The following is a 21,592-nucleotide window of genomic DNA, read 5'->3' on the forward strand; positions in this document are numbered from 1 at the left end:
GCTTCACAAATTGCGGAGCCATTAACTTGACCGTATGACCAAGTGCCTGCAGTTTTCTTGCCCAATAGTGGGCTCCGCCACATGCCTCCATGCCCACTAGGCAGGGCTCCAGGTTGGCAAAAAAAGGGACAACCTGCTCACGTTTGAGCTGCTTCCTTAGCGCTGTTTTTCCTTGTTGATCTATCGCGTGAAGTTGAAACACGGCTTTTGCCAAGTCAACCGAAACAGTCGTAATCTGCATGAGGACGCTCCCTTCCGCTAAGTGTGGATAACACTTTAACTTTGGCACATAGATGCCGTTAGGAAGGGGGCGTCCATTCCATTACCACAGCAAGCCCGCTCACCACAGCGAGCCCGCTCACCATAGCGAGCCCGCTCACAGGGTTATGTGTCAGCCTTTAAGACTTGTGTGGATACCTGTGTCTATCGGGGGCAAGTCGAATCGTCGCACCGCCCCTTCCACATTTATCCGCTTTACCTGAAGGCTTCAGCGCACCAGGCAAGGCTGCTTATTATCAAACCGCCACCCCGGAATCAGGAACTGCATCGCCACGCTGTCATCCCGCGCGCCGAGGCCCATGCCTTTGTACAGTTCGTGGGCGTGGGCCACGGCGTCCATGTCGATGTCCACCCCCAGGCCGGGCTTGGCCGGCACCTTCACATAACCCCCTTCGATTTTCAGCGGTTCGCGGGTCAGGCGCTGGCCGTCCTGCCAGATCCAGTGGGTGTCGATGGCGGTGATGTCGCCCGGTGCGGCGGCGGCCACCTGGGTGAACATCGCCAGGGAAATATCGAAGTGGTTGTTGGAGTGCGAACCCCAGGTCAGGCCCCACTCGTGGCACATTTGCGCCACACGCACCGAGCCTTGCATCGTCCAGAAGTGCGGGTCGGCCAGGGGGATGTCCACCGATTGCAGCTGGATCGCGTGGCCCATCTCGCGCCAGTCGGTGGCGATCATGTTGGTGGCGGTCTTGAGCCCGGTGGCACGGCGGAATTCGGCCATGACTTCGCGGCCTGAGTAGCCATGCTCCGCGCCGCACGGGTCCTCGGCGTAGGCCAGTAAGTGGTGCTGGTCGCGGCATAGGCGAATGGCTTCTTTCAGCGACCAGGCGCCGTTGGGGTCGAGGGTGATGCGCGCCTGCGGGAAGCGCTCGGCCAGCGCAGTGACCGCTTCGATTTCCGCATCGCCGCTCAGCACGCCGCCCTTTAGCTTGAAGTCATTGAAGCCATATTTGGCCTGGGCCGCTTCGGCCAGGCGCACCACGGCTTCGGCGGTCAGGGCTGTTTCATGGCGCAGGCGGAACCAGTCATCGTCGCTGTCGGCCTCATTGCGGTAGGCCAGGTCGGTGGCCGTACGGTCGCCGACGTAGAACAGATAGCCCAGCATTTTCACCGCATCGCGCTGCTGGCCTTCGCCGAGCAACGCGGCCACCGGCACTTCGAGGAACTGTCCCAGCAGGTCGAGCAGAGCGGCTTCCATGGCGGTAACCGCGTGGATGGTGATGCGCAGGTCAAAGGTCTGCAGGCCACGCCCGGCGGCATCCCGCGAGGCGAAGGTGCTGCGCATCTGGTTGAGGACGCGCTGGTACTGGCCGATGGGTTGGCCGATCACCAGGCTGCGCGCGTCTTCCAGGGTTTCGCGGATGCGTTCGCCGCCGGGCACTTCGCCCACGCCGGTGCGGCCGCTGCTGTCCTTGAGGATCACGATATTGCGCGTAAAGAACGGCCCGTGGGCGCCGCTCAGGTTGAGCAGCATGCTGTCGTGGCCGGCCACGGGGATGACTTGGAAGTGAGTGACGATTGGCGTAGTCATGGCAGATTCCTGAGTGAGCTTAAAGAGGTTTGCCGAGCGCGGCGCTGGGCACGGCGCCAGGTGCGCTCAAGGTGGAGGAGGGCGCGGTCTTGGCGAAGAACACCAGGAGGGCAGCCAGCACCGAAGTGCCCGCCAGGCCGTAGAGGCCGCCCTGGATCGAACCGGTGGTTTGCTCCAGAAACCCGAAGGTGGTCGGCGCAACGAAACCGCCCAGGTTGCCGATGGAGTTGATCAGCGCGATCACCGCGGCGGCAATGCGCACATCCAGATAGCCCTGGGGGATCGGCCAGAACAGCGAGGACGCCGACTTGAAACCAATCGCCGCGAAGCAGATCGCCACAAAGGCGAAGATCGGCCCGCCGGTGGTGGACATGAACATGCCTGCCGCCGCAATCAACAACGCCGCTGCCACCCAGGCCTGCTGGAACTTGAACCTGCCCGACAGCGAGGCGAAGGCATACATGGCGATGATCGAGATCAGCCACGGGATCGAATTAAAGAAACCCACCTGCACATCGCTGAGGTCGCCCATCTTCTTGATGATGCTCGGCAGCCAGAAGGTCGCGGCGTAAATGGTCAACTGGATACAGAAGTACAACGCACAGAACAGCAGGATCTGGCGGTCCTTGAGCAGCTTGCCGAGGGTCGGCTTGACGCTGGTGAGCGCCTCGCGCTCGCGTTGTTCCTGGTCGATGGCGTCCACCAGCGCGTCCTGTTCTTCGCGGGTCATCCATTTGGCGTCGTGAGGCTTGGAGTCGAGCCAGAACCACACGAAGAACCCGATGGCGACCGAGGCCAGGCCTTCGATGGCGAACATCCACTGCCAGCCGTGCAGGCCAAACCCTTCGATCTGCAGCAGCGCGCCCGACAGCGGGCCGGAGATCAGTGAAGCCACGGCCGAACCGCTGAGGAAAATCGCGATGGCCTTACCGCGCTCCACACCTGGCAACCACCGCGTGAAGTAGTAGATCACCCCCGGGAAGAAACCGGCTTCGGCCACCCCCAGCAGAAAGCGCAGGATATAAAAGTGGGTTTCGTTCTGGATAAACGCCATCAGCGTGGCGACAAGGCCCCAGGTGAACATGATGCGGGTCAGCCAGATACGCGCGCCGACCTTTTGCAGCAGCATATTGGAGGGCACTTCGAACAGGGCATACCCAATGAAAAACAACCCGGCGCCAAAGCCATAGGCCGCCGCGCCGATACCCAGGTCATGCTCCATGTGCGTGCGCACGAAGCCGATATTGACCCGGTCGATGTAGTTGAGGATGAACATGACCACGAACAGTGGGAGCACATGGCTCTTCACTTTGCTCACGGCGCGCGCGAGGACCGGACTGCGTTCTGAGGCAACGGCTGTATGGCTTGAATTGTTAACCATTCAAGACTCCCCCCTGATTATTTTTATGTGGGTTTTAGTTGATAGACATCATACAAGTCGAATTCTGGAATTCGCAATGTGGTTACGCATTTTTTATTTCATAAGGCCCGCCGTTTAGCCTGTAAATTGGTTGTATTGCGACGTTTATTAAGCTTTTTTAGCGGGGTTGAGCAAGGCGCTGATCAAAAAAGGTACGGCAGGAAAAAGCCCCAATCTGGTTGGTTGTCATACAAGCTAAGCTTTTCCGGATTCGTATGCCACCCCGCCCGGACGGAATGTTAAGCTCCTTCCCAGCCCAACCCCGTGGACCCGTCGCAATGCCCATCCAACCACCAGCCGCCGTTCACAAGCGCTCCACCAACCTGGCCCAAGGCGTGGTCGACGACTTGACCCAACGCATTCTGCTGGGGCAGTTAAAGCCGGGTGAAAAGCTGCCGTCCGAATCCACCATCGTGCTTGAGCACGGCGTGAGCCGCACGGTGGTGCGCGAAGCCATTTCCAAATTGCAGGCCTCGGGGCTGGTGCAGACGCGTCACGGCATCGGCACGTTTGTGCTGGAGGCACGCCCCCAGCCTGGCTTGCGTCTGCACGTGGACACAGTGGCCAGCGTGCGCAACATGCTGGAATTGCGCCTGGGCCTGGAGGTGCAGGCGGTAGCGTTGGCTGCCGTGCGTCGCTGCGATGCGCAACTGGCTCCCATGCGCCAGGCCCTGGATGACTACCAGGCGTCCCTGGCCAACAACGACAGTTGTGTGGAAGAAGACAAACGCTTCCACCTGTTGATTGCCGAAGCCACCGGCAATACTTTTTTCACCGAGATCATGCAGCACTTGGGCAACGCCATGATTCCGCGCAGCCTGGTCAAGGGCGCCGAGCGCGGCGGCGCGGACTTCGCCAGACTGGGGCAGTTGGCCCACCTGGAGCATGAGGCGATTTTTAACGCGATCAAACGCCAGGACGCCGACGCCGCCCGCGCCGCCATGGTGCTGCACTTGACCAACAGCCGGGACCGGTTTTCCGGCGAGTAAGGCGCTCGAACGCGCGCATAGGACTCTTCAGTTGAACGAACACACTTTATCCAGGCGCCTGGAGCGCGTGGCGGCGCACGTGCCCTTGGCCGCGCGCCTGGCCGACATCGGCTCAGACCACGCGTACCTGCCGGTCGCTTTGCTGCGCCGTGGCGCAATCAGCGCGGCCGTCGCGGGGGAGGTGGCAAGTACACCGTTCCGCGCAGCCCAACGCACCGTGCGCGATAACCGCCTGCAAGGGCGCGTGACGGTGCGCCAGGCCGACGGTCTGGCCGCCATCGAACCGGCCGACGGCATCACCGCGATCAGCCTGTGCGGTATGGGCGGCGAGACGATTCGCGACATTCTGGAAAGCGGCAAGGCCCGCTTGAGCGGCCGCGAACGCCTGATCCTGCAACCCAATGGCGGCGAACCGCCGCTGCGGCGTTGGTTGATGGATAACGGTTACACGATCCTTTGCGAAGAGCTGTTGCACGAGAACCGCTTCTACTACGAAATCATTGTCGCCGAACGCGCCGAGCCGGTGGCCTACAGCGCCGAACAACTGTACTTCGGCCCGCTGCAGATGCAGGCGCGCAGCCCGGTGTTTTTGGCCAAGTGGCAACGGGCGTTGCGTCTGAAGCAGAAGGTTCTGGCCGGCCTTGAACAGTCGGAGCAGGGCGTACTGCACGGCAAGCATGCGCAAATCGCCCTGCAGGTGCGATGGATCCGTGAACTGCTGGGTTAAATACGCTTCACCACGCCTTCAAGTTTGGGCGGTACGCAGCCGATAGCCTGCGTGTAACGGCGGATGCTTGCAGCGCGTGCTCGTTCAAACATCCTTGTGCCGGCCGTCCCCGGCGGTTACACCGTCACTGCCAGGATTGAGTGCTTTTGCCCCATTTTCGAGCACGCTACGGCGCATTTTTGTACATCACCCGCCCTGTTTCGGGGCTGTGGGTCGACGGCCCGTATCTTGCTAGTCCCAGAATAATCAATGACATGGCATTTTGCCGTTAGTCATTTCAAGGCTTCGCCCAGCGTTGCATCGCCTGGGTGGTTTGAGGGAGTAGTCGGACATGCACAGCTTGTTATCACCCGGTATCCGCCTGCTCGGACGTTTCGGTTTCGCGCGTAAATTCCAGATTCTGTTTTTGCTGTTCATGCTGCCCCTGGCGGGTAGCCTGTGGATGATCGGTCAGGATTACCGGGACAAATTAAACGTGATATCCAGCGAGCGCTCCGGCGTCAGCCAGTTGCTGGCGCTCGACAGCCTGGACGCGCAATTGACCGCCCAGCGCAACCTGGCCGCGCGCTGGAAGGCCGTCGATTTGCTGCGCGAGCCCACGCCCGCCGCGAAAGCCGCCATGGCCGCCGTGGATGCCAACTACTCACCGATCCAGCAAAGCCTGCAAACACTGGGCGAAACACTCAAGGCGCAGAACGCCAGTGCGGACATCCAGGCGCGCTTCGACACCTTGCAGGGCGCGGTCAAGGGCCTGGACAGCCAATCCCTGCGCACCGTGGGCTGGTGGCCGGACGGCTACGAACGCTTCACATCGGCGCTCGGCGCCATGCAGGCGTTGCGCGAGCAGATCGCACTGGATGCCGGCCTGATCCTCGACCCGTGGATGGAAACCTACCTGACGATGCAGATCGCCACGCAGCAGACGCCCGACCTGATCGAGCGCATCGGCCGTATGGCGGGTATCGGCCAGTCGTCCATCGCGTCGGGGCAGTTCACCTTGCAGAGTCGCCTGCAGATGCGTGACCTGCGCAGCCGCATCGGCGATGCGCGGGACCAGTTGATCAAGGCCGCGGTATCGCTCAAGGCCAAGCCCTACGCGGGCATGGAACCGTGGACCGCGCAGTACGACAACAGCCTGCAGGTGCTCGATAGCGAACTCAAAGTGCTGGACGACGGTGTATTTGGCGGCACCATCAAGCTCGACACCGCCGCCTTCGACCGCAGTGTCGACGCCATGCTCGGCAGCCTGGGTGCACTGCGCAACCAGTCGCTCAATTCCCTGGATGCCCGCCTGGCGTATTACCACGACCGCTCACTCCAGCAATTTATCCCGGTGGCGGCGACGTTCGGCCTGCTGGCCCTGGCCGCGCTGTACCTGTTTATGAGCCTGCAAGCGTCTATCCGACGCAGCGCCAGTGGTATCACCACCCTGGCCGAATCGCTGCGCGACGGCAACTTGTGCGTGGAAGTGGCCGTGCAGGGGCGCGATGAACTGGCGGCTATCAGCACGGCATTGAACGTGGCGGTGATGCAGCTGCGTACCAGCCTGTTGGGGGTCAATCACGAAACCCAGCAGTTGGGTTCGGCCGTGATCACCCTCAACACTCAATCGGGCAGCACCCTCAACGAAGTCGAAGACCAGCAACACCAGATCAGCCAGATCGCTGCCGCTGCCACGCAGTTGGCCGCCACCTCCATGGGCGTCGCCAGAAGTTGCGAACAGGCCTCGGACAGCGCCCAGCAAACCCGACGCATCGCCGAGGACAGCAGCCGCGACAGCGAACGCACCACGGCCAGCATCCAGCAACTCAACCAGCGCCTGACCGACACGGCCGCAGCCTTGCAGCAAGTGAGCGACCAGGGCCAGCAGATTCAATCGGTGGTCGACACCATCCGCGGTATCGCCGAGCAGACCAACCTGCTGGCGCTCAACGCCGCCATCGAAGCCGCGCGTGCGGGCGAGCAAGGGCGTGGCTTTGCGGTGGTGGCCGATGAAGTGCGCAGCCTGTCGCAACGCACCCAGGCCTCGACGGCACAGATCGCCGGCACGGTGGACAGCCTGCGCGCTACCGTGACCCAGGCGGTCACCCTGATGGGCGCCGCGTGCGAACAAGCGTTGACCGACGCCGAGTCGGTCACCGGGCTTGGCGTGCGGCTGGGCGAGATCGCCGGCGCGGTACAGAACGTCACCGACACCCTGGCGCAAATCGCCACGGCGGTAGAGGAACAAGCGACCACGGCGGATGAAGTGAGCGGCAATATCCAGCAGGTCGACCAGGCCGCCGGGCGCTTGCTCGACGGCGCCCGTGCGGTGAACCGCGCGGCGGACACCCTGAGCAGAGGCAGCCAGGCCCTGAGCGATAACACGGCGCGGTTCCGCCTGAGCTGAACCAAAGGGGGAGGGGGCTTGCTCCTTCCCCCTTGAAGTGTGCTCAGACCTGGGAGTCAGTGCGCCGAAGGGCTCAACACCTCGATCCACAATGCCCCTTTGCCCGACGCGGCTTCACCCACGCGTTTCAGCGCGCCGCCTGGGCTTACCGCATAGGTGCCGACCTTCTGGCTTTTTTCACCCGTGACCAGCAGCCATTTCCCGTTCGGCGAGAACGCGATGTTGCGCGGCTGTTTTTCTTCGACCGGGTAGTTGTCCAGGAAACGCAGCTCGCCGGTGCCTGTGTCCACCGCAAATGCCGACACCGAACTGCTGGTGCGCTCGCTCATCAACAGCAGCTTGCCATCGGGTGACAAACGCAGGTCGGCCGCCCAGATTCGCGGTGTAGGGTCGTCTTTCAAGTCGTTGTTGCGGGCGTCCCGCACTTGGCCGGGCGCCAGTTTCAAGCGTGCGGGGATGCCATTGGCTACGCCGATCCGGGTCAGCGCGCCGCTGCTGTGGTCGATGGCGAACGCGGTGACGGTGCCGCTCATTTCGCCCACCACGTACAAAAATTTGCCATCGGCAGAAAACGCCAGGTGCCGAGGCCCGGTATTGGCCGGCACGCTCACGTAGCCGCTGCCGATGGGGCTGAGGGCGCCGGTGTCGGCATCGAAACGGTATTGCAGCACCTGGTCCGTGCCCAGGTTGCCCGCGTAGGCAAAGCGATTGCTCGGGTCGGTGCGCAGGGAGTGCGCGTGCAGGCCGGTCTTGTAGGTGAGGATCGGCTCGGCCTTATCGACGGGCTGCACGCTGAGGGTGTCGGCGCCATACGAGGCGGCGAGCAGATAACGCCCGGTGCGGTCGGTGGCCAGGTACGCCATGCTTTCGGCCAGCGGCGCTTGGGCTTTTGCGCTCAAGCGCCCGGTGGTGGGGTCAACGTTGAACGCCTGCACCTGGAATGGCTTGACCCGCAACGCGGCATACAAGGTTTTGCCGTCGGGGCTCAGGGCCATCGGGTTGACCTGATCGCCGGCCGCCACCTGACTCATCAGGCTCAATACGCCGTTGCTTTCGTTCAGGCTGTATTGGGAGATCAGCCCGTCACCGGGGCTGGAGATATAGGCGAAGGTAGCCGCGTTGGCGTGGGCGCTGAGGCCGCAGATGACTGCAGTAGCCAGGAGGAGGGGCGTGTTCACAGGTGATCCTTTATTTTTATGGTTGTGATCAGTCATCGTATGACTGTATCGCGGTTGGAGCAATGCCTGTGTGATCGACGTAATCAGCGGTGTCGCTGACCCTGCGGGGAAGGCATGATGAGCGCCATGAACGAAGACCCCTACACGCGCTACTGGCGCTTTCATACTCCCGATCCCGACATCGCCCCACGCGAACAGGCACCGATGCTCGCTGAGGAGCAGGCGTGGGCTTACGAGCGCGCGCGCGGGCAACGCTTTGACTGGCTCACGGTGCTGATGGCGCCGCTGTGTTTGGGTGCGATCCTGCCTTTCCTGGTATTCCTGACGGGTTTGTGGCTATTGAGCGCCACGTTCATGCCGACACTGGCGGTTGATCGCATCGTCGGCAGTACCTTTGGCTGGCAAGTGCTGGTGACGCTCACAGTCATCGGGGCCTGGGGCCTGCGTAACTACCTGCGCGACCGCCGCGACCCGGTCATACGCTACTGGGCGGCGATGCCGGGCCAGGGCCTGGTGGAACTGGAACGCCACAGGCTGGTGGCGGGTACGTGTCTGTGGGTGTCGGACTTCGACCCGGACTGCAACACGCTGACGCAGTGGAAGGATGGCGAGTGGAGCAGTACCCAGAGCAGCGGAGTTTCACAGTGGATCGTGGCCACAACGGCGGCGGGCCACTGGCTGGTGCTCAAGGAAGAATACGCCGGCAACTTCACCTACAACCGTGTCGGATGTATGCCAGCCCTCGACAAACAATTGCACCCCGCCCAGAACCTGGCCGTGGCCTTCGCCCCCCGCACCAATGTGATGCTCGGGCGCCGCTTCGATGGCGAACCGATACCGTTGACCCGCACCACGTACTGGTTGTCGGCCGACGAACACAAGCGCCTGACGGAGCTTGCGCACCACTGGCACTTTTTCCCGCCGGACCGTTACGGCGTAATCAACCCCCAGGATGCAGCCTGGGTACAGCGACTGGTGGACAAGGCGCAGGCCAGCGCAGAGCCGGCCGACTGTTAGGGTGTAGTGAGCGGGGCTTTAGGCTTGCTGTGGTGAGCGGGCTCGTTGTGGTGAGCAGGCTTGCTGTGGTGAGCGGGCTTGCTGTGGTGAGCAGGCTTGCCCTGCGCTGGGCCGCGAAGCGGCCCCAAAACCAGCGACGCGGTTTGTCTGGGTGAACGCGGTGGTCTTATGAGGGGCCGCTTCGCGGCCCAGCGCAGGGCAAGCCTGCTCACCACAGCAAGCCCGCTCACCACAAAAGCCCCGTTCACCACAACAAGTCTGCTCACCAGAAAGGGCATCGCTGCTTACGGCCAGCTTGCCGGGCTGTAGGCGAGCAAGTCTGGATACATCCGGTCATCAACTGACATGGGCTCGTCACTCATCTCGGGCTAGCGTTAAAGCTCTTCAGAACAGTCACATAGAGCCACACAATGCGCTCCACACCTCAATCCCATCGCCTGCGTCACGGTCGCTATTCGGAACATGGACGTAGCTACTTGGTGACCTTCGTCGTGAATCACCGTCGCCCCTTATTTACGGACCTCTATCTGGGTCGCCTGCTGGTTATCGAGCTGCGGCAGGCGCATGAACTGGGCCTGGTCGATTCCATGGCCTGGGTGATCATGCCAGACCATGTGCATTGGCTATTTGAGTTGAAGCAACGGAATTTGCCCGATGTGATAAGGCGCGTGAAGTCGCGCAGTACGCTGACCATCAACCGACGCCGCCAAAGCAAGGAGCGGGTCTGGCAGCCCGGTTATCACGACAGGGCGGTACGTGCGCAGGACGATGTGTGCAAGATGGCTCGCTACATCATTGCCAATCCCCTGCGGGCCGGCCTGGTGGAACGGGTCGGAGATTTTTCGTTATGGGACGCCGCCTGGCTCTGATATCTCAGCGGGCTTTGGAACATCTGGGAGGGTGTGCGTCCATACGTTTTATTTGTGGCGAGAGCGTCTTTTGTGGTGAGCGGGGCTTGCTGTGGTGAGCGGGCTTGCCCCGCGCTGGGCTGCGAAGCAGCCCCTCATAAGACCACCGCGTTCACCCAGACAAACCGCGTCGCTGGTTTTGGGGCTGCTTCGCAGCCCAGCGCAGGGCAAGCCTGCTCACCACAGCAAGCCCGCTCACCACAAAAAGCCTGCTCACCACATCAAGCTCTCTCAATCCAACAAGGCTGTTCATAGCAGCAAGTCCGCTCAGCACAAACAGAGGTTCGGGTGTCGTTTCAGGAACCTTCGAGGCTGAGGGGGCTCACTTGTTGGGTCGCTCTTTTTTTGCTGAAAGGACTCCGCATGCCTTCCACCCCGCCAGCGCTCCCTGAGCACGGCCCTATCCAACGCGAGCTGAGCCTGCGTGCCGTCGTCACCGGCACGCTGCTCGGTATCCTGCTTACGCCTTCCAATGTCTATGCCGGGTTGAAAATCGGTTGGTCGTTCAATATGTCGATCATCGCCCTGTTGGTGGGCTACGCGATCTGGCAAGGCCTGGCGCGGCGTTCGTCGCAGGGGCTGCCGTGGACGTTGCACGAGAGCAATATCAACCAGACCGTCGCCTCGGCCGCCGCGTCGATCATCTCCGGCGGGCTGGTGGCGCCGATCCCGGCTTATACCTTGCTGACCGGTAACCAGTTGGACGCGTTGCCGATGATCGCCTGGGTGTTCTCGGTGAGTTTCCTGGGGATCTGGATCGCCTGGTACCTGCGGCCCTCGTTGCTCAATGACGACGGGCTGAAATTCCCCGAAGGCATGGCCACTCTGGAAACCCTGTTGCACATCTACAACCACGGCCGCGAGGCCGCGACGCGCTTGAAAGTACTGCTGGGCGCGGCGGTGTTGTCGGGGCTGGTCAAGTGGGTCGACACGTTCCTGTGGGCGCTGCCGCGCTGGTCGCCGAGCGCTCACTTGGAGCGCCTGACGTTCACTGCCGACCCTTCGCTGTTGCTGGTGGGATTTGGCGGCATCATCGGCCTTCGCGTCGGTCTGACGCTATTGCTCGGCGCCTTGCTCGCGTGGGGTGGGCTTGCGCCATGGCTGCTGGCCGAAGGCTTGGTGACGTTGCCCGCCGGCAGCACCGGGCCGCAGTTTGCCGTGCTGGTGGAATGGCTGTTGTGGCCGGGCGTGAGCCTGATGGTGTGTTCGACCTTGGCGTCCCTGGCCATTCGGTTGTGGGCGCTATATGCGTCCGGCCGCTCTACCGGGGCGCAGGCTTGGCGTGTGCCCAAGCCCGGTCCGGCCGCTGGATTTGTGCTGGCGATTGCCTTGGTGGTCAGCCTGCAGGCGCTGTTGTTCGGCATCAACCTGTGGATGGCGCTGCTGACCATTCCGTTGGCCATTTGCCTGGCCGCCGTGGCCGCGCGGGTTGTGGGCGCCACGGGTATTCCGCCGATTGGCGCCATCGGGCAATTGTCTCAGCTGAGTTTTGGCATCGTCGCGCCGGGCCAGGTGCCGATCAACCTGATGAGTGCCAACACCGCCGGTGGTTCAGCCGGGCAGTGCACCGACTTGATGAATGATTTCAAGGTGGGCAAGGCGATTGGCGCCACGCCGCACAAGCAGGTGATCGCGCAGATCCTGGGGATTTTTATCGGCAGTATCGTCGGCGTATTTGCCTACCTGGCGCTGATCCCCGACCCGCAGACCATGTTGTTGACCGAGCAGTGGCCGGCGCCGGCCGTCGCTACCTGGAAGGCCGTGGCGCAAACCCTCACCCATGGGCTGGACTCGCTGTCGGCCAGCATCCGTTGGGCCATAGCGTTGGGCGGCGTGATCGGCGTGCTGCTCGGCCTCCTGGACAGCACGTTGCCGGCACACCGTACGCGTTACCTGCCCAGCGCCGCCGCGTTGGGCCTGGCGTTCGTGCTGCCCGCGTCAGTGTCGCTGATGATGGCCCTCGGCGCCGTGCTCACCTGGCTGATGAGTTGCCGTTGGCCGAGCCTCACCGAACGCTTCGCGATCACCGCCGCAGCCGGCTTGATCGCCGGGGAAAGCATCACCGGCGTCGGCGCTTCGCTGTGGGCGATGGTCAACGGGTGAGGTCGATACGGCTCGGCCTGCACACGCCTCATTCAGGTGCTTAATAGACGGCACTCGGGCGCGTTGGCGTAGTCTGTTGCTACACACCTACTGTCGTTCGCGGAGTCTGCATGATCACTGTCCACCACCTGAACAACTCGCGCTCCCAGCGCATCCTGTGGCTGCTTGAAGAATTGGGCGTGCCTTACGAGATCAAGCGCTATCAGCGCGACCCCAAGACCAACCTCGCGCCGCCTGAACTCAAGGCGGTCCACCCACTGGGCAAATCGCCGGTGATCGAGGACGGCCCGCATGTGGTGATCGAATCCGGCGCCATCGTTGATTACCTGATCCGCCGCCACGGCCAGGGCCGCCTGCAACCCGATCCGGCCAGCGCCACCTATGACGAATACGTGCAGTGGCTGCACTTCGCCGAAGGCTCGGCGATGCTGCCATTGATGCTCAACCTGTATGTGGGGCGCCTGGGCGATGCCGGCGCGCCGTTGCACCCGCGGATCGAATCGGAACTGGCCAACTACCTCGGCTACCTGAACGACGTGCTGGAGCGCACCCCTTACCTGGTGGGTGAAGACTTCAGCGGCGCGGATATCCAGATGAGTTTCATCGGTGAAATCGCTCAGGCACAGGGCAAGTTGCAAGCCTACCCGCACCTGGCGGCGTGGCTGCAGCGCCTGCAGGCGCGCCCGGCCTATCGCAACGCGGTGGAGCAGGGCGGCGAGTACGCGTTCGCCAAATGACCGCATGATGCCGGCGGCAGTGGCGTCGACCGTGCCGCTGCCATGGCCTGTTCGCCGGGCTTGAAGGCCCGGCGCCTCAGCGCACTCGCGTTCGGCTTTGCACCGCCAGGTCCAGGGCCTTTTGCATGTCCAGGCGAGCCGAGCGTCCTACATCTTTGTCGTTAAGCTGATAGTTGCGTTCCGAGGGCAGGATCGGCGCGGTGAGGTCCTGGGCGTCGCTGCGTTCGAAGTCATGGTTGTCACCGATGGTCATGGCGCTGCGGCGCAGCAGCATGCGCAGTTGCTCGGGCTGCAACTGCGGGTTGATCGACAGCATCGCCGCCACGAGGCCGGCGACCATCGGCGTCGCGTACGAGGTGCCGCAATGCACGGCGCCTTGCTCATCAGCGCCCGGGGTCGAGGCGTGGGTGCAAGCGGCGGCGGTGATGTCGACGCGCATGTCGACGTTCGAAGAGGTGCGCGTGACCGCATAGCCGGGGTCATCCACCGCCACGTCGGCGCGTTCGCTGCGCTGATGCCCGCCCACCACCAGCAATTGTTCGGTGATGAACGAGGAGGGCAGGCGGTAGTCATCGGTGCCGGAGAATGACGAGCCGTTGCCGGCCGAGTTCACCACGATCACGTCGGGATGCTCCTTGCGCAGCCACAGGAAAAACTCCTCCAGCAGTTCCTCATAGCCGCCCATGGCGATTCCCGAGCGCACCAGGGAATCGACCTCCTTGCCATTGACGTCTTGGGTGCCGACGCGATGGATACCCCAACTCCAGTTCAGCACCCGCACGCCGTCCTCCACCAGGTTGACTGAAGCTGCGATGTTGGCAGTGATGCCGGCGTCGGAATTGCGGTCGACGATGACCTCGAAGCCGCCGCTGGCCTTATCCAGGCCGCGCAGGAACCCGCGGTTGCCGCCCTTGTCCCAGCGCGCTGCGAGGATGCCGGCCACGGTGGTGCCATGGCTGTCGGGCTTGGTGCTGTCGCGGGCGTAGACGCAGGTGCGTTTGGGCGAACAGGCGCCGAGGTCGTCGGCGAAGTCCGCAGTGTCGAAATCCACACCGCGCTCGATCACGCCGATGCGGATCGGTTGTGGCGTAATCGGTGTGTGGTGACCGGGAATGCGTCGCTGATAGTAGGCAACCGCATCGAGAAAACGGTTGGCGGCCCACTCGTCGGAGTCCGCCGCGGGTTTGTTCGGTTTCGCCTGGGGCGCGGCCTGTTCCTGCTCTTCGGCGCCGGACTCTTCGATCACCACCGCATCCACCCCGGTCTCGCTGCCCAGGCGCAGCACCAGTGCGTCACGCTGCGTCAGGTCTTTGGCCGGCACTCGCAGCTGGTAGACATTCAGCGGCGCGATGGCTCCGACCACCGTCGCTCCATACTTGCGCGCCAGACGCTCGGCTTCCTGGCGCCCGTTCTGGTCTTCTTCGATCAGCACGCTGACCAGGTCGACATAGGTGGTCAGGCCGTCCATGTTCTTCGCCACTTCATCGGGTCGTGCGGCCACCACGTGGCTGTGACGCAGGGTCAGCCAGGCTGCGTTGCTGGTGCGCGGGCCGTCCTCCAGCCATAACGGGCCGCTCTGGTAGTGGCTGCTGTCGAGGTGCAGGCGCAGGGTGTCGCCATCACGCTCAACGGCTGGCGCGGGCAGCGCCTTGCCCGCCAGTTTCAGCTGCGGCGTGGCGGCGCCCAGCCCACGTATGCTGAGGCACCAGTCCTGTTGGCGGTTCTCCAGCAGGTTACCGCAGCGCTTGAGGTTTTCCAGGCGCAGCGGCTCCTGGGCGCACGCGGCGGCGCTGGCAGTTAACGTGAGGAGGGTCGCGAGGGCGCTGGATTTGAAGGGCATGGGGCTGGTTCTTTGCCGGGAGGTGTTGTTCCGACTGTGGCGCAGGGCGCTGCGTTCCAAGACTTTGAACTCCTGCGGCGCCGCTTGGCTCCTATTTCTTAAGGTTCTGCACCAGGGATGTCGCGATGACCGATCAACACCTGCCTGCCGGCACACCCGGCGCCGTCTTTGAAACCGACTTGCCGGCGCGGCTCGACCGCTTGCCCTGGGGCCGCTTCCACACCTTGCTGGTGTTTGCGCTGGGTATCACCTGGCTGCTTGACGGCCTGGAGGTGACCCTGGCCGGCTCGGTGTCCGGCGCCTTGAAAAACAGCCCTGACCTGCGCATGAGCAATTTCGACATCGGCCTGGCCGGCGGCGTGTACATCGCCGGCGCCGTGCTCGGGGCGCTGCTGTTCGGCTGGCTCACCGACCGCCTGGGGCGACGCAAACTGTTTTTCATCACCTTGTGGCTGTACATCGGTGCCACCGCAGCGACGGCGTTTTCCTTCAGCCTGGAAAGCTTTTTGCTGTTTCGCTTCCTTACCGGCATGGGCATCGGCGGCGAGTACACGGCGATCAATTCGACCATCCAGGAATTCACCCCGGCGCGTTATCGCGGCTGGGTGGACCTCACCATCAACGGTACTTTTTGGCTGGGTGCCGCGCTGGGCGCCGGCGGGGCTATCGTGTTGCTTGACCCGAACGTGGTCGGCGGCGACCTCGGCTGGCGCCTGTGTTTCGGCATCGGCGCTGCGCTGGGCCTGATTATTCTGGTCATGCGCCTGTGGCTGCCGGAAAGCCCGCGTTGGCTGTTGATTCACGGCCAGCACGACGAAGCCCGGCGCATCGTCGAAGGCATCGAAACCCGGCTGCGCCACCAGGGGCATGCATTGCCTGCCGTGAGCGGCCCCGGCCTGCGCCTGCACCCACGCGACCACACGCCTCTGGGCGAAATCTTCCACACCCTGTTCGTCAGTTTTCGCCGCCGCGCGCTGGTGGGCATGACCCTGCTGACCGCCCAGGCGTTTTTCTACAACGCGATCTTCTTCACTTATGCCCTGGTGCTCACCGACTTCTACCAGGTGCCCGCCGAACAGGTCGGCTGGTACGTGCTGCCGCTGGCCCTGGGAAACTTCTGCGGGCCGCTGCTGCTGGGGCGGCTGTTCGATGTGATCGGCCGGCGCGTGATGATCAGCTTGACCTATGCGGTGTCCGGTGTGCTGCTGGCGCTGAGCGGGTACGCGTTTGCGCAAGGCTGGTTCGACGTGACCCAGCAAGCCATCGCGTGGATGGTGATTTTCTTCTTCGCCTCGGCTGCCGCCAGCTCGGCGTACCTGACCGTCGCCGAGACCTTCCCCCTGGAAATCCGCGCACTGGCCATCGCCGTGTTCTACGCATTCGGCACCGGGCTGGGCGGGATCATCGGGCCGACCTTGTTCGGGCAACTTATCCAGACGCAACAGCGCGGCAGTTTGTTGATCGGCTATCTGATCGGCGCCGTGCTCATGTGTGGCGCGGCGGTGGTGCAGGCGGTCTGGGGCGTGGCGGCGGAGCGGCAGGCACTGGAGACGGTGGCCAGGCCGCTGTCGCAGGCCAGATAACGCTGGTGCCGCTTCGGTTTATCCACTAATTTGCGGCATCACACGCCCACGCTACATCCCACGGAATTCGCCCCATGCCTCTGCGTTCGAGCCTGTTGTGCCTGTGTCTGTTCAGCGGCCTGAGCCAGGCCGCCGTCGACTGTTCCGCCCTGGCGGAAAAAATCTCCGGCACGGCGCCTGAGTTTCATCCTTCGGTGCAGGGCAAGGTGATCGGCACCGGGCGTGCGCATTTTCATACCGCGCCGGATGAGGCCTGTGCCAACAAGACGCTGTTCGTGATCCCCGGTGACGGCCTGACGGTCTACGCCATGCTGGAAGACCAGTCGTGGGTGCAAGTGAACTTCGTCGCCAAGGATGGCGAGGACTACACCGGTTGGGTCAAGGCCGACCGGGTGGAGATCGGCGAGGCTTACGGCGCGCCGTCGGAGGAGGTGCAGTGACCGGCGCCAATCAGGATCTCAGGCCGATTTACAACTGTTTACGTATTGCTTGATGGCTTCGCGTTAGGCTTCTTACCGACCCGACCCCACGTTGAATGAGCCTGCAAGCATGAAGCTCCCCGCCATCGCCGCCGTGTTTATCGCACTCGTTACGCTGCACTCGCCTTGGACGCAAGCCGCCACACCCCTCACACATGTCGCCATCTACCGTGGCCCGGCGGGCTGTGAGGACTGTTCCGAAAACGTCAAACAGGCGTTGCTGCGGCTCAGCCCCGATTACCAGATCGATTTTGTGGGGGCTGACGAAGCGGTCGACATCACCCCCCAAACCCTCGCGCGTTATGACCTGTATGTTCAGCCCGGCGGAGGCCAGGACATTCCTGCGGCGCTGGACAGTTTAGGTGCGGCGCGCGTGCAAGCCATCCGCGAATACGTGGCCAGGGGCGGGCGCTACCTGGGGTTGTGCATGGGGGCTTATCTGGCCGATAAGGGCAACTTCGGTTTGATCCGCTACGACCTTGATTCCGAAGCCGGGCGGCCTGGTTTTGAAGTGAAGGGCATTGAGGACGCGGCGGTGAGGGTGGTATGGGATGGCAAGGCCGACAGCGTGTTTTATCAGGATGGACCTTATTTTCCCAAGGCCGATGCGCGCGCGCCGTATACGGTGATTGCCACCTATGCCAATAGCGATGTCGCGGCGGCGCGGTACACCTATGCGAAAGGTGTGGTGGTGCTGAGCGGCCCGCATCCGGAGGCGGGGCAGGAGTGGTTCGAGGACGCCGACATTGCGCTGAGCAGGATGCCCAGAGGCGAACTCTTTGGCGTATTGGTGCGCAAGGCGGCTGAATAGGCGCACCGAATATCAGGACTCAGCCCCCGGCGGATGGCCGAAATGCGCCTTATAGGCATGGTTGAAGTTGGCCGGGTTGGCGTACCCCAAGCGGTGGGCAATCTGCGCCACGTGCCATTTGCGCTGGCGCAGCAGGGTGCGCGCCAGTTCCAGGCGCTGCTGGCGCACGTAATCGAGCATCGACTGGCCGTACACGCGGCTGAAGGCGCGTCTCAGGGTGGTTTCCCCCACGCCCAGCTCCCGGGCCAGCGCCAGCGTGCCGGGCGGGTTCATCAGGTTGGCGTCGAGCTGAAAGCGTGCTTCGTGCGCCAGGTCCGAATGGCTGCGCAACGCGGCCACGGGTTTGGCCGGCTGCGGCGCCAGATGCGTGGCCAGTTCGACCAGCACGGCCAGGCTCAGGCTTTCCTGATTCAGCCGCTCCAGCGCGCCCTGGTAGGGCGAATGATAAAGCCGCTCGAGCAAACGTCCGAGTGCGCGGCAGCCGTTCAGCGCTGAAAAGTGCATGCCATCATCGAGCAGAGACGCCAACGGCTGCAGTGACGCGTCTTCTTCGGCCATTTCGCGCAGGTAGTCGCCGCCGATGCGCAGCCCGGCCATGCGCGCACCACTGCCCGCTGGCATCTGGTCCATGGCTTCCATGCTTTCGCTCAAGCCCAGCACATGGGGCGCGCCGGGGGTGTATTCATTCAGCACGCCGTCCACCCGATGTTGCCACTGCCCACCCAATACCTGAACGATGCACAGGCTGTCGGGCAGCACCTTGTGGATGCTCAACGGTTCGGGGAACTGCAGGTCACAGTCGAAATACTGCAAGTGCGACCGCACCGTCTGCGCGCGGTAATGCCCGATCGCGCTGCCCATGACTTGCCGCGCGCTGTCGTCGAATACGCCGGCCTGGTCCAGGGCCTCCGGGTGATCGAAGCAGAATTGGGTATCCAGATACGGGTTGCGGCGGTCCATTGAAAAAGCCTCCGTCAAGGCTGGTTGGCAACGTATGCATCATACCGACATCACGCAAAGGGATCAGTTGTTGTGAGCCACGGCCTTATTGTTGTGCGCAGCGGCCGCACCGCTTGGCAGAGCCTTGTGCGTTGATTTCAATGGTCGGCTTTGAACTGTCGAGGAAGCCGATGATGTTGATTTATCGCAAATGGGCGGCCCTGTTGGGCTTGGTGCTGGCCGTGTTCGCGGGGATCGCCCACGCTGACAATCGCCCGGAAGTCGCGGAAAAAGTGCTGGCCTACGCTGGCGAGGGCGGTGTGAAGGTCTGGACCCTGCGCATCGGTGCACGCAGCGACAATCAGGCGCTGGTGCAGGTGGAGGGCGTAGACCACGACTGGAACATGAAGATCCAGAAAATGGCCGTGGAAAAGACCGGTAAGGACACCCGCTATTCCACCACCGTGGACGGCCAGAAGTTTGTGGTGCTGGTGCTGCAACAGGGCTGGGGCGAGCTGTACTTGCCCGGCGAAGCTCAAGCGTTGAACGTCGGCTATGACGAATTCCTGTCCAGCCAAGGCAATGCGCAGGCGTTCCTGACTGACTACCTGCAGGCCAATTGAGCAATGAGCCGATTCGGACGGTGGTCATGGGCGCTGACGATGCTGCTGCTGCCGCTGGCCCTGATGGGGTGGGCCAGTGTGCAGAGCTGGCGCGCCGATGAAGTGCTGCGCGAGGCGCAGGGTATCGGCGGCGACTACGCCTGGCTCCGCGTGCGTCAGGCTCTGGCCGGGTTGGCGTATTGGCTGGCCCTCGCCGCGTTGGTGGCAGGGCCTGCGACGTGGCTGAAGCTGCGGCTGGACGCCTGGCGCGCGCGGCAATCCAGGGACTTTCTCTACGACCGCCTGTTCCTCTGCTGGCGTGCCCTGGGGCAGTGGTTGGTGGCCTACACCGGGCTGTTGGTCGGCGCGCTGGCGGTAAGCCTGCTATATGAATTGAGCTGGGGCTGGAGCCACTTCAAGGCCGGCGGCTGGTTCATGCTGTTGGTGGCGGTGCCGGTGATTGCGGTGCTGTGGGTCGGGTGCCTGCTGATCGAGCGGTTGCGCCGGCAATGGCACGCCCTGGACCGGCCGTCCTCGGCGTTTCTGGGGCAAGCCATGGGGCGCGACAAGGCCCCGGCCTTGTGGGGCTGGATCGAACAACTGGCCCATACCGCCGGCGCGCCGGTGCCCGACCATATCGTGGTGGGCATCGACCAATCGTTTTTTGTCACCAGTGTCGATGTGGCGCTGCAACCGGCCGGTGATCTGCTCACCGGGCGTACTCTTTACCTGCCGCTGACCTACCTCTCAACCCTGAGCCAGGCCGAGACGGCGTCGATCATCGGCCATGAGCTGGGGCATTTCAGCAGTCGCGACACCGAGCGCGGCAGCGAAATCGGCGCGCATTTCAGCCTGATGTGCGTGCACTTTTCGTTTATCAGTGCGGGGGATGCCGACCCGGCGTGGATCGAGCGCCCGGCGATCTGGATGACGCAGCGTTTCCTGCACCACTTTCAACTGGCAGTGCACCACTGGGGCCGCGCCCAGGAACTGCTGGCGGATCGGGTGGGCGGCAACATCGGTGGCGAGCGGTTGTTCTGCCAGGCGCTGCTACGGGTTATCGCGCTGGACGCCGAAATCAACACGCTGCTCAGCGAGCGTCACCCCAACCTGATCCAGGCCCTGGCCGACCACCTGCGTCGCACACCGCTGCGCTTGAACGAAGCGGCGCTGGACCATGCCATTGCGCACCCTTTCGATACGCACCCGCCGACAGTGCTGCGCCTGCAGCAACTGGGCGTGGTGCTGGATGACGCCCTGCTGGCCGAGGCCACGCGCGTGCCCACCGAACACGACCGCCACTGGTTCAGCCAGCTCACCCAGGCGTCGTCCGCGCCTGCCGCGCAGCCCTTATCACCGCCACTATCCATCGCCCAAGGAGAATGACCCATGACCCAACCCTCCGATCCGCTGTCGGATCTGGCCAGCACACTCAGCCAGGAATACGCCGACTCCCGCGATGCTCAGCGCGAGCGTGCGGTCGCCGAACTCGAGCAGGTTATCCAGCGCGTGCCCGAGCAGACCGAATTCACCAACTCGCGCCGGTACAAGGTGCGCGGCCCGCTGTTTTTGCTGGTTTCCCTGAGCTTGCTGGGGTTCGCGCTCCACCGGGGTTCCACCGGCCTGGGCGTGTGTGCCGCAGTGATGGCGGTGTTGTTTGTGTTGTTGACGTGGCAGCACCGCAACGCCGGGCAACACGCCTTTATGCGCCTGACCCGCCGCCAGCTGTTTGTGGACACCCTCAGCGCGCCGGTGGATCTGGTGGACATTGTCGATGTTTCCATCAGTGAGGAAGGCTGGCTGACGGTGCAGAAACTGATTTTGCGTGCCGATGCGCCCCTGCCTGTTCATCGCTCCGCGCGACAGCTGTTCGGCAACCAGGCCCTGGCCCTGAAAAAGCCTCAGCCGCAGATCCGCATCCAGTCCGCCGGCCTGATGCAGGACGGCCGCACCCTGGACTGCGACCAGATCGCAGAGATCCTCAACGGCTATTGCCAGGCCGCCCATGCGCAACGTCACCTCGATGCGTTGCGCCAGGAGGCCCAGCGGGCTTGATC

18 protein-coding genes and 1 pseudogene are annotated in these 21,592 nt (G+C 63.3%); 13 read left to right on the plus strand and 6 right to left on the minus strand.

Annotation, left to right across the window (positions count from 1 at the left end; translation table 11 throughout):
* The 3 genes and pseudogenes from G7025_RS23800 to G7025_RS23810 all read right to left on the minus strand — a co-directional run.
* Positions 1-241: pseudogene (locus G7025_RS23800) on the minus strand (IS110 family transposase); the annotation flags it as partial.
* A 246-nt stretch (positions 242-487) separates the two neighbouring features.
* Positions 488-1,813 carry a glucarate dehydratase gene (gene gudD, locus G7025_RS23805; RefSeq protein WP_181081472.1) on the minus strand — a complete coding sequence of 442 codons (1,326 nt, stop codon included), beginning with the start codon at positions 1,811-1,813 and terminating at the stop codon, positions 488-490.
* Positions 1,814-1,832: 19 nt separating this feature from the next.
* The gene (locus tag G7025_RS23810) at positions 1,833-3,194 is read right to left on the minus strand and encodes an MFS transporter (protein WP_181081473.1); all 1,362 of its coding nucleotides are present in this window, start codon (positions 3,192-3,194) and stop codon (positions 1,833-1,835) included.
* Between the two features lie 317 nt (positions 3,195-3,511).
* On the opposite strand from G7025_RS23810, the gene G7025_RS23815 reads away from it, so the two are divergent.
* The 3 genes from G7025_RS23815 (at position 3,512) to G7025_RS27290 (ending at position 7,338) form a co-directional block, all read left to right on the plus strand.
* A complete protein-coding gene (locus G7025_RS23815) occupies positions 3,512-4,222 on the plus strand; it encodes a FadR/GntR family transcriptional regulator (RefSeq protein ID WP_181081474.1) in 711 nt (236 codons plus the stop codon).
* A gap of 31 nt (positions 4,223-4,253) precedes the next feature.
* Positions 4,254-4,949 carry a tRNA (adenine(22)-N(1))-methyltransferase gene (locus tag G7025_RS23820; protein WP_181081475.1) on the plus strand — a complete coding sequence of 232 codons (696 nt, stop codon included), beginning with the start codon at positions 4,254-4,256 and terminating at the stop codon, positions 4,947-4,949.
* A 331-nt stretch (positions 4,950-5,280) separates the two neighbouring features.
* On the plus strand, positions 5,281-7,338 hold the full coding sequence (locus G7025_RS27290; RefSeq protein ID WP_181081476.1) for a methyl-accepting chemotaxis protein: 2,058 nt from the start codon (positions 5,281-5,283) through the stop codon (positions 7,336-7,338).
* 56 nt (positions 7,339-7,394) lie between these two features.
* Here the strand turns inward: G7025_RS27290 and G7025_RS23830 are convergent, their stop codons facing one another.
* Positions 7,395-8,516, minus strand: coding sequence for a lactonase family protein (locus G7025_RS23830; RefSeq protein ID WP_375139351.1), 1,122 nt, complete (start codon positions 8,514-8,516; stop codon positions 7,395-7,397).
* A gap of 117 nt (positions 8,517-8,633) precedes the next feature.
* Between G7025_RS23830 and G7025_RS23835 the strand changes: the two genes are divergently transcribed.
* From G7025_RS23835 to G7025_RS23850, 4 genes are all read left to right on the plus strand, one after another.
* On the plus strand, positions 8,634-9,533 hold the full coding sequence (locus tag G7025_RS23835) for a hypothetical protein (protein WP_258197727.1): 900 nt from the start codon (positions 8,634-8,636) through the stop codon (positions 9,531-9,533).
* Positions 9,534-9,943: 410 nt separating this feature from the next.
* Entirely contained in the window at positions 9,944-10,402 is a 459-nt protein-coding gene (locus G7025_RS23840; protein ID WP_181081478.1) for an REP-associated tyrosine transposase, read from the plus strand.
* 402 nt (positions 10,403-10,804) lie between these two features.
* The gene (locus tag G7025_RS23845; protein ID WP_181081479.1) at positions 10,805-12,544 is read left to right on the plus strand and encodes an OPT family oligopeptide transporter; all 1,740 of its coding nucleotides are present in this window, start codon (positions 10,805-10,807) and stop codon (positions 12,542-12,544) included.
* A gap of 110 nt (positions 12,545-12,654) precedes the next feature.
* Positions 12,655-13,281: a glutathione S-transferase family protein gene (locus G7025_RS23850; RefSeq protein WP_181081480.1), complete on the plus strand. Its 627-nt coding sequence runs from the start codon at positions 12,655-12,657 to the stop codon at positions 13,279-13,281.
* 76 nt (positions 13,282-13,357) lie between these two features.
* Here the strand turns inward: G7025_RS23850 and G7025_RS23855 are convergent, their stop codons facing one another.
* The gene (locus G7025_RS23855) at positions 13,358-15,121 is read right to left on the minus strand and encodes a S8/S53 family peptidase (protein ID WP_181081481.1); all 1,764 of its coding nucleotides are present in this window, start codon (positions 15,119-15,121) and stop codon (positions 13,358-13,360) included.
* 125 nt (positions 15,122-15,246) lie between these two features.
* Between G7025_RS23855 and G7025_RS23860 the strand changes: the two genes are divergently transcribed.
* From G7025_RS23860 to G7025_RS23870, 3 genes are all read left to right on the plus strand, one after another.
* Positions 15,247-16,704 carry an MFS transporter gene (locus G7025_RS23860; protein ID WP_181081482.1) on the plus strand — a complete coding sequence of 486 codons (1,458 nt, stop codon included), beginning with the start codon at positions 15,247-15,249 and terminating at the stop codon, positions 16,702-16,704.
* A gap of 74 nt (positions 16,705-16,778) precedes the next feature.
* Positions 16,779-17,144: a hypothetical protein gene (locus G7025_RS23865; protein ID WP_181081483.1), complete on the plus strand. Its 366-nt coding sequence runs from the start codon at positions 16,779-16,781 to the stop codon at positions 17,142-17,144.
* A gap of 109 nt (positions 17,145-17,253) precedes the next feature.
* Positions 17,254-17,994, plus strand: a complete 741-nt coding sequence (locus G7025_RS23870; RefSeq protein WP_181081484.1) for a BPL-N domain-containing protein — start codon at positions 17,254-17,256, stop codon at positions 17,992-17,994.
* Positions 17,995-18,006: 12 nt separating this feature from the next.
* Here the strand turns inward: G7025_RS23870 and G7025_RS23875 are convergent, their stop codons facing one another.
* The gene (locus G7025_RS23875; RefSeq protein WP_181081485.1) at positions 18,007-18,954 is read right to left on the minus strand and encodes a helix-turn-helix transcriptional regulator; all 948 of its coding nucleotides are present in this window, start codon (positions 18,952-18,954) and stop codon (positions 18,007-18,009) included.
* Between the two features lie 173 nt (positions 18,955-19,127).
* Between G7025_RS23875 and G7025_RS23880 the strand changes: the two genes are divergently transcribed.
* From G7025_RS23880 to G7025_RS23890, 3 genes are read left to right on the plus strand one after another with little or no spacing between them, the layout of a single operon-like run.
* Complete coding sequence (locus tag G7025_RS23880; RefSeq protein ID WP_181081486.1) at positions 19,128-19,556, plus strand: hypothetical protein; 429 nt, start codon at positions 19,128-19,130, stop codon at positions 19,554-19,556.
* 3 nt (positions 19,557-19,559) lie between these two features.
* On the plus strand, positions 19,560-20,921 hold the full coding sequence (locus tag G7025_RS23885) for a M48 family metallopeptidase (RefSeq protein ID WP_258197728.1): 1,362 nt from the start codon (positions 19,560-19,562) through the stop codon (positions 20,919-20,921).
* Positions 20,922-20,924: 3 nt separating this feature from the next.
* Positions 20,925-21,590: a hypothetical protein gene (locus G7025_RS23890; RefSeq protein WP_258197729.1), complete on the plus strand. Its 666-nt coding sequence runs from the start codon at positions 20,925-20,927 to the stop codon at positions 21,588-21,590.
* The last annotated feature ends 2 nt before the right edge of the window (positions 21,591-21,592 follow it).

Origin of the sequence: Pseudomonas lurida (assembly GCF_013522705.1) — a bacterium.
Classification (GTDB): Bacteria; Pseudomonadota; Gammaproteobacteria; order Pseudomonadales; family Pseudomonadaceae; genus Aquipseudomonas; species Aquipseudomonas quebecensis.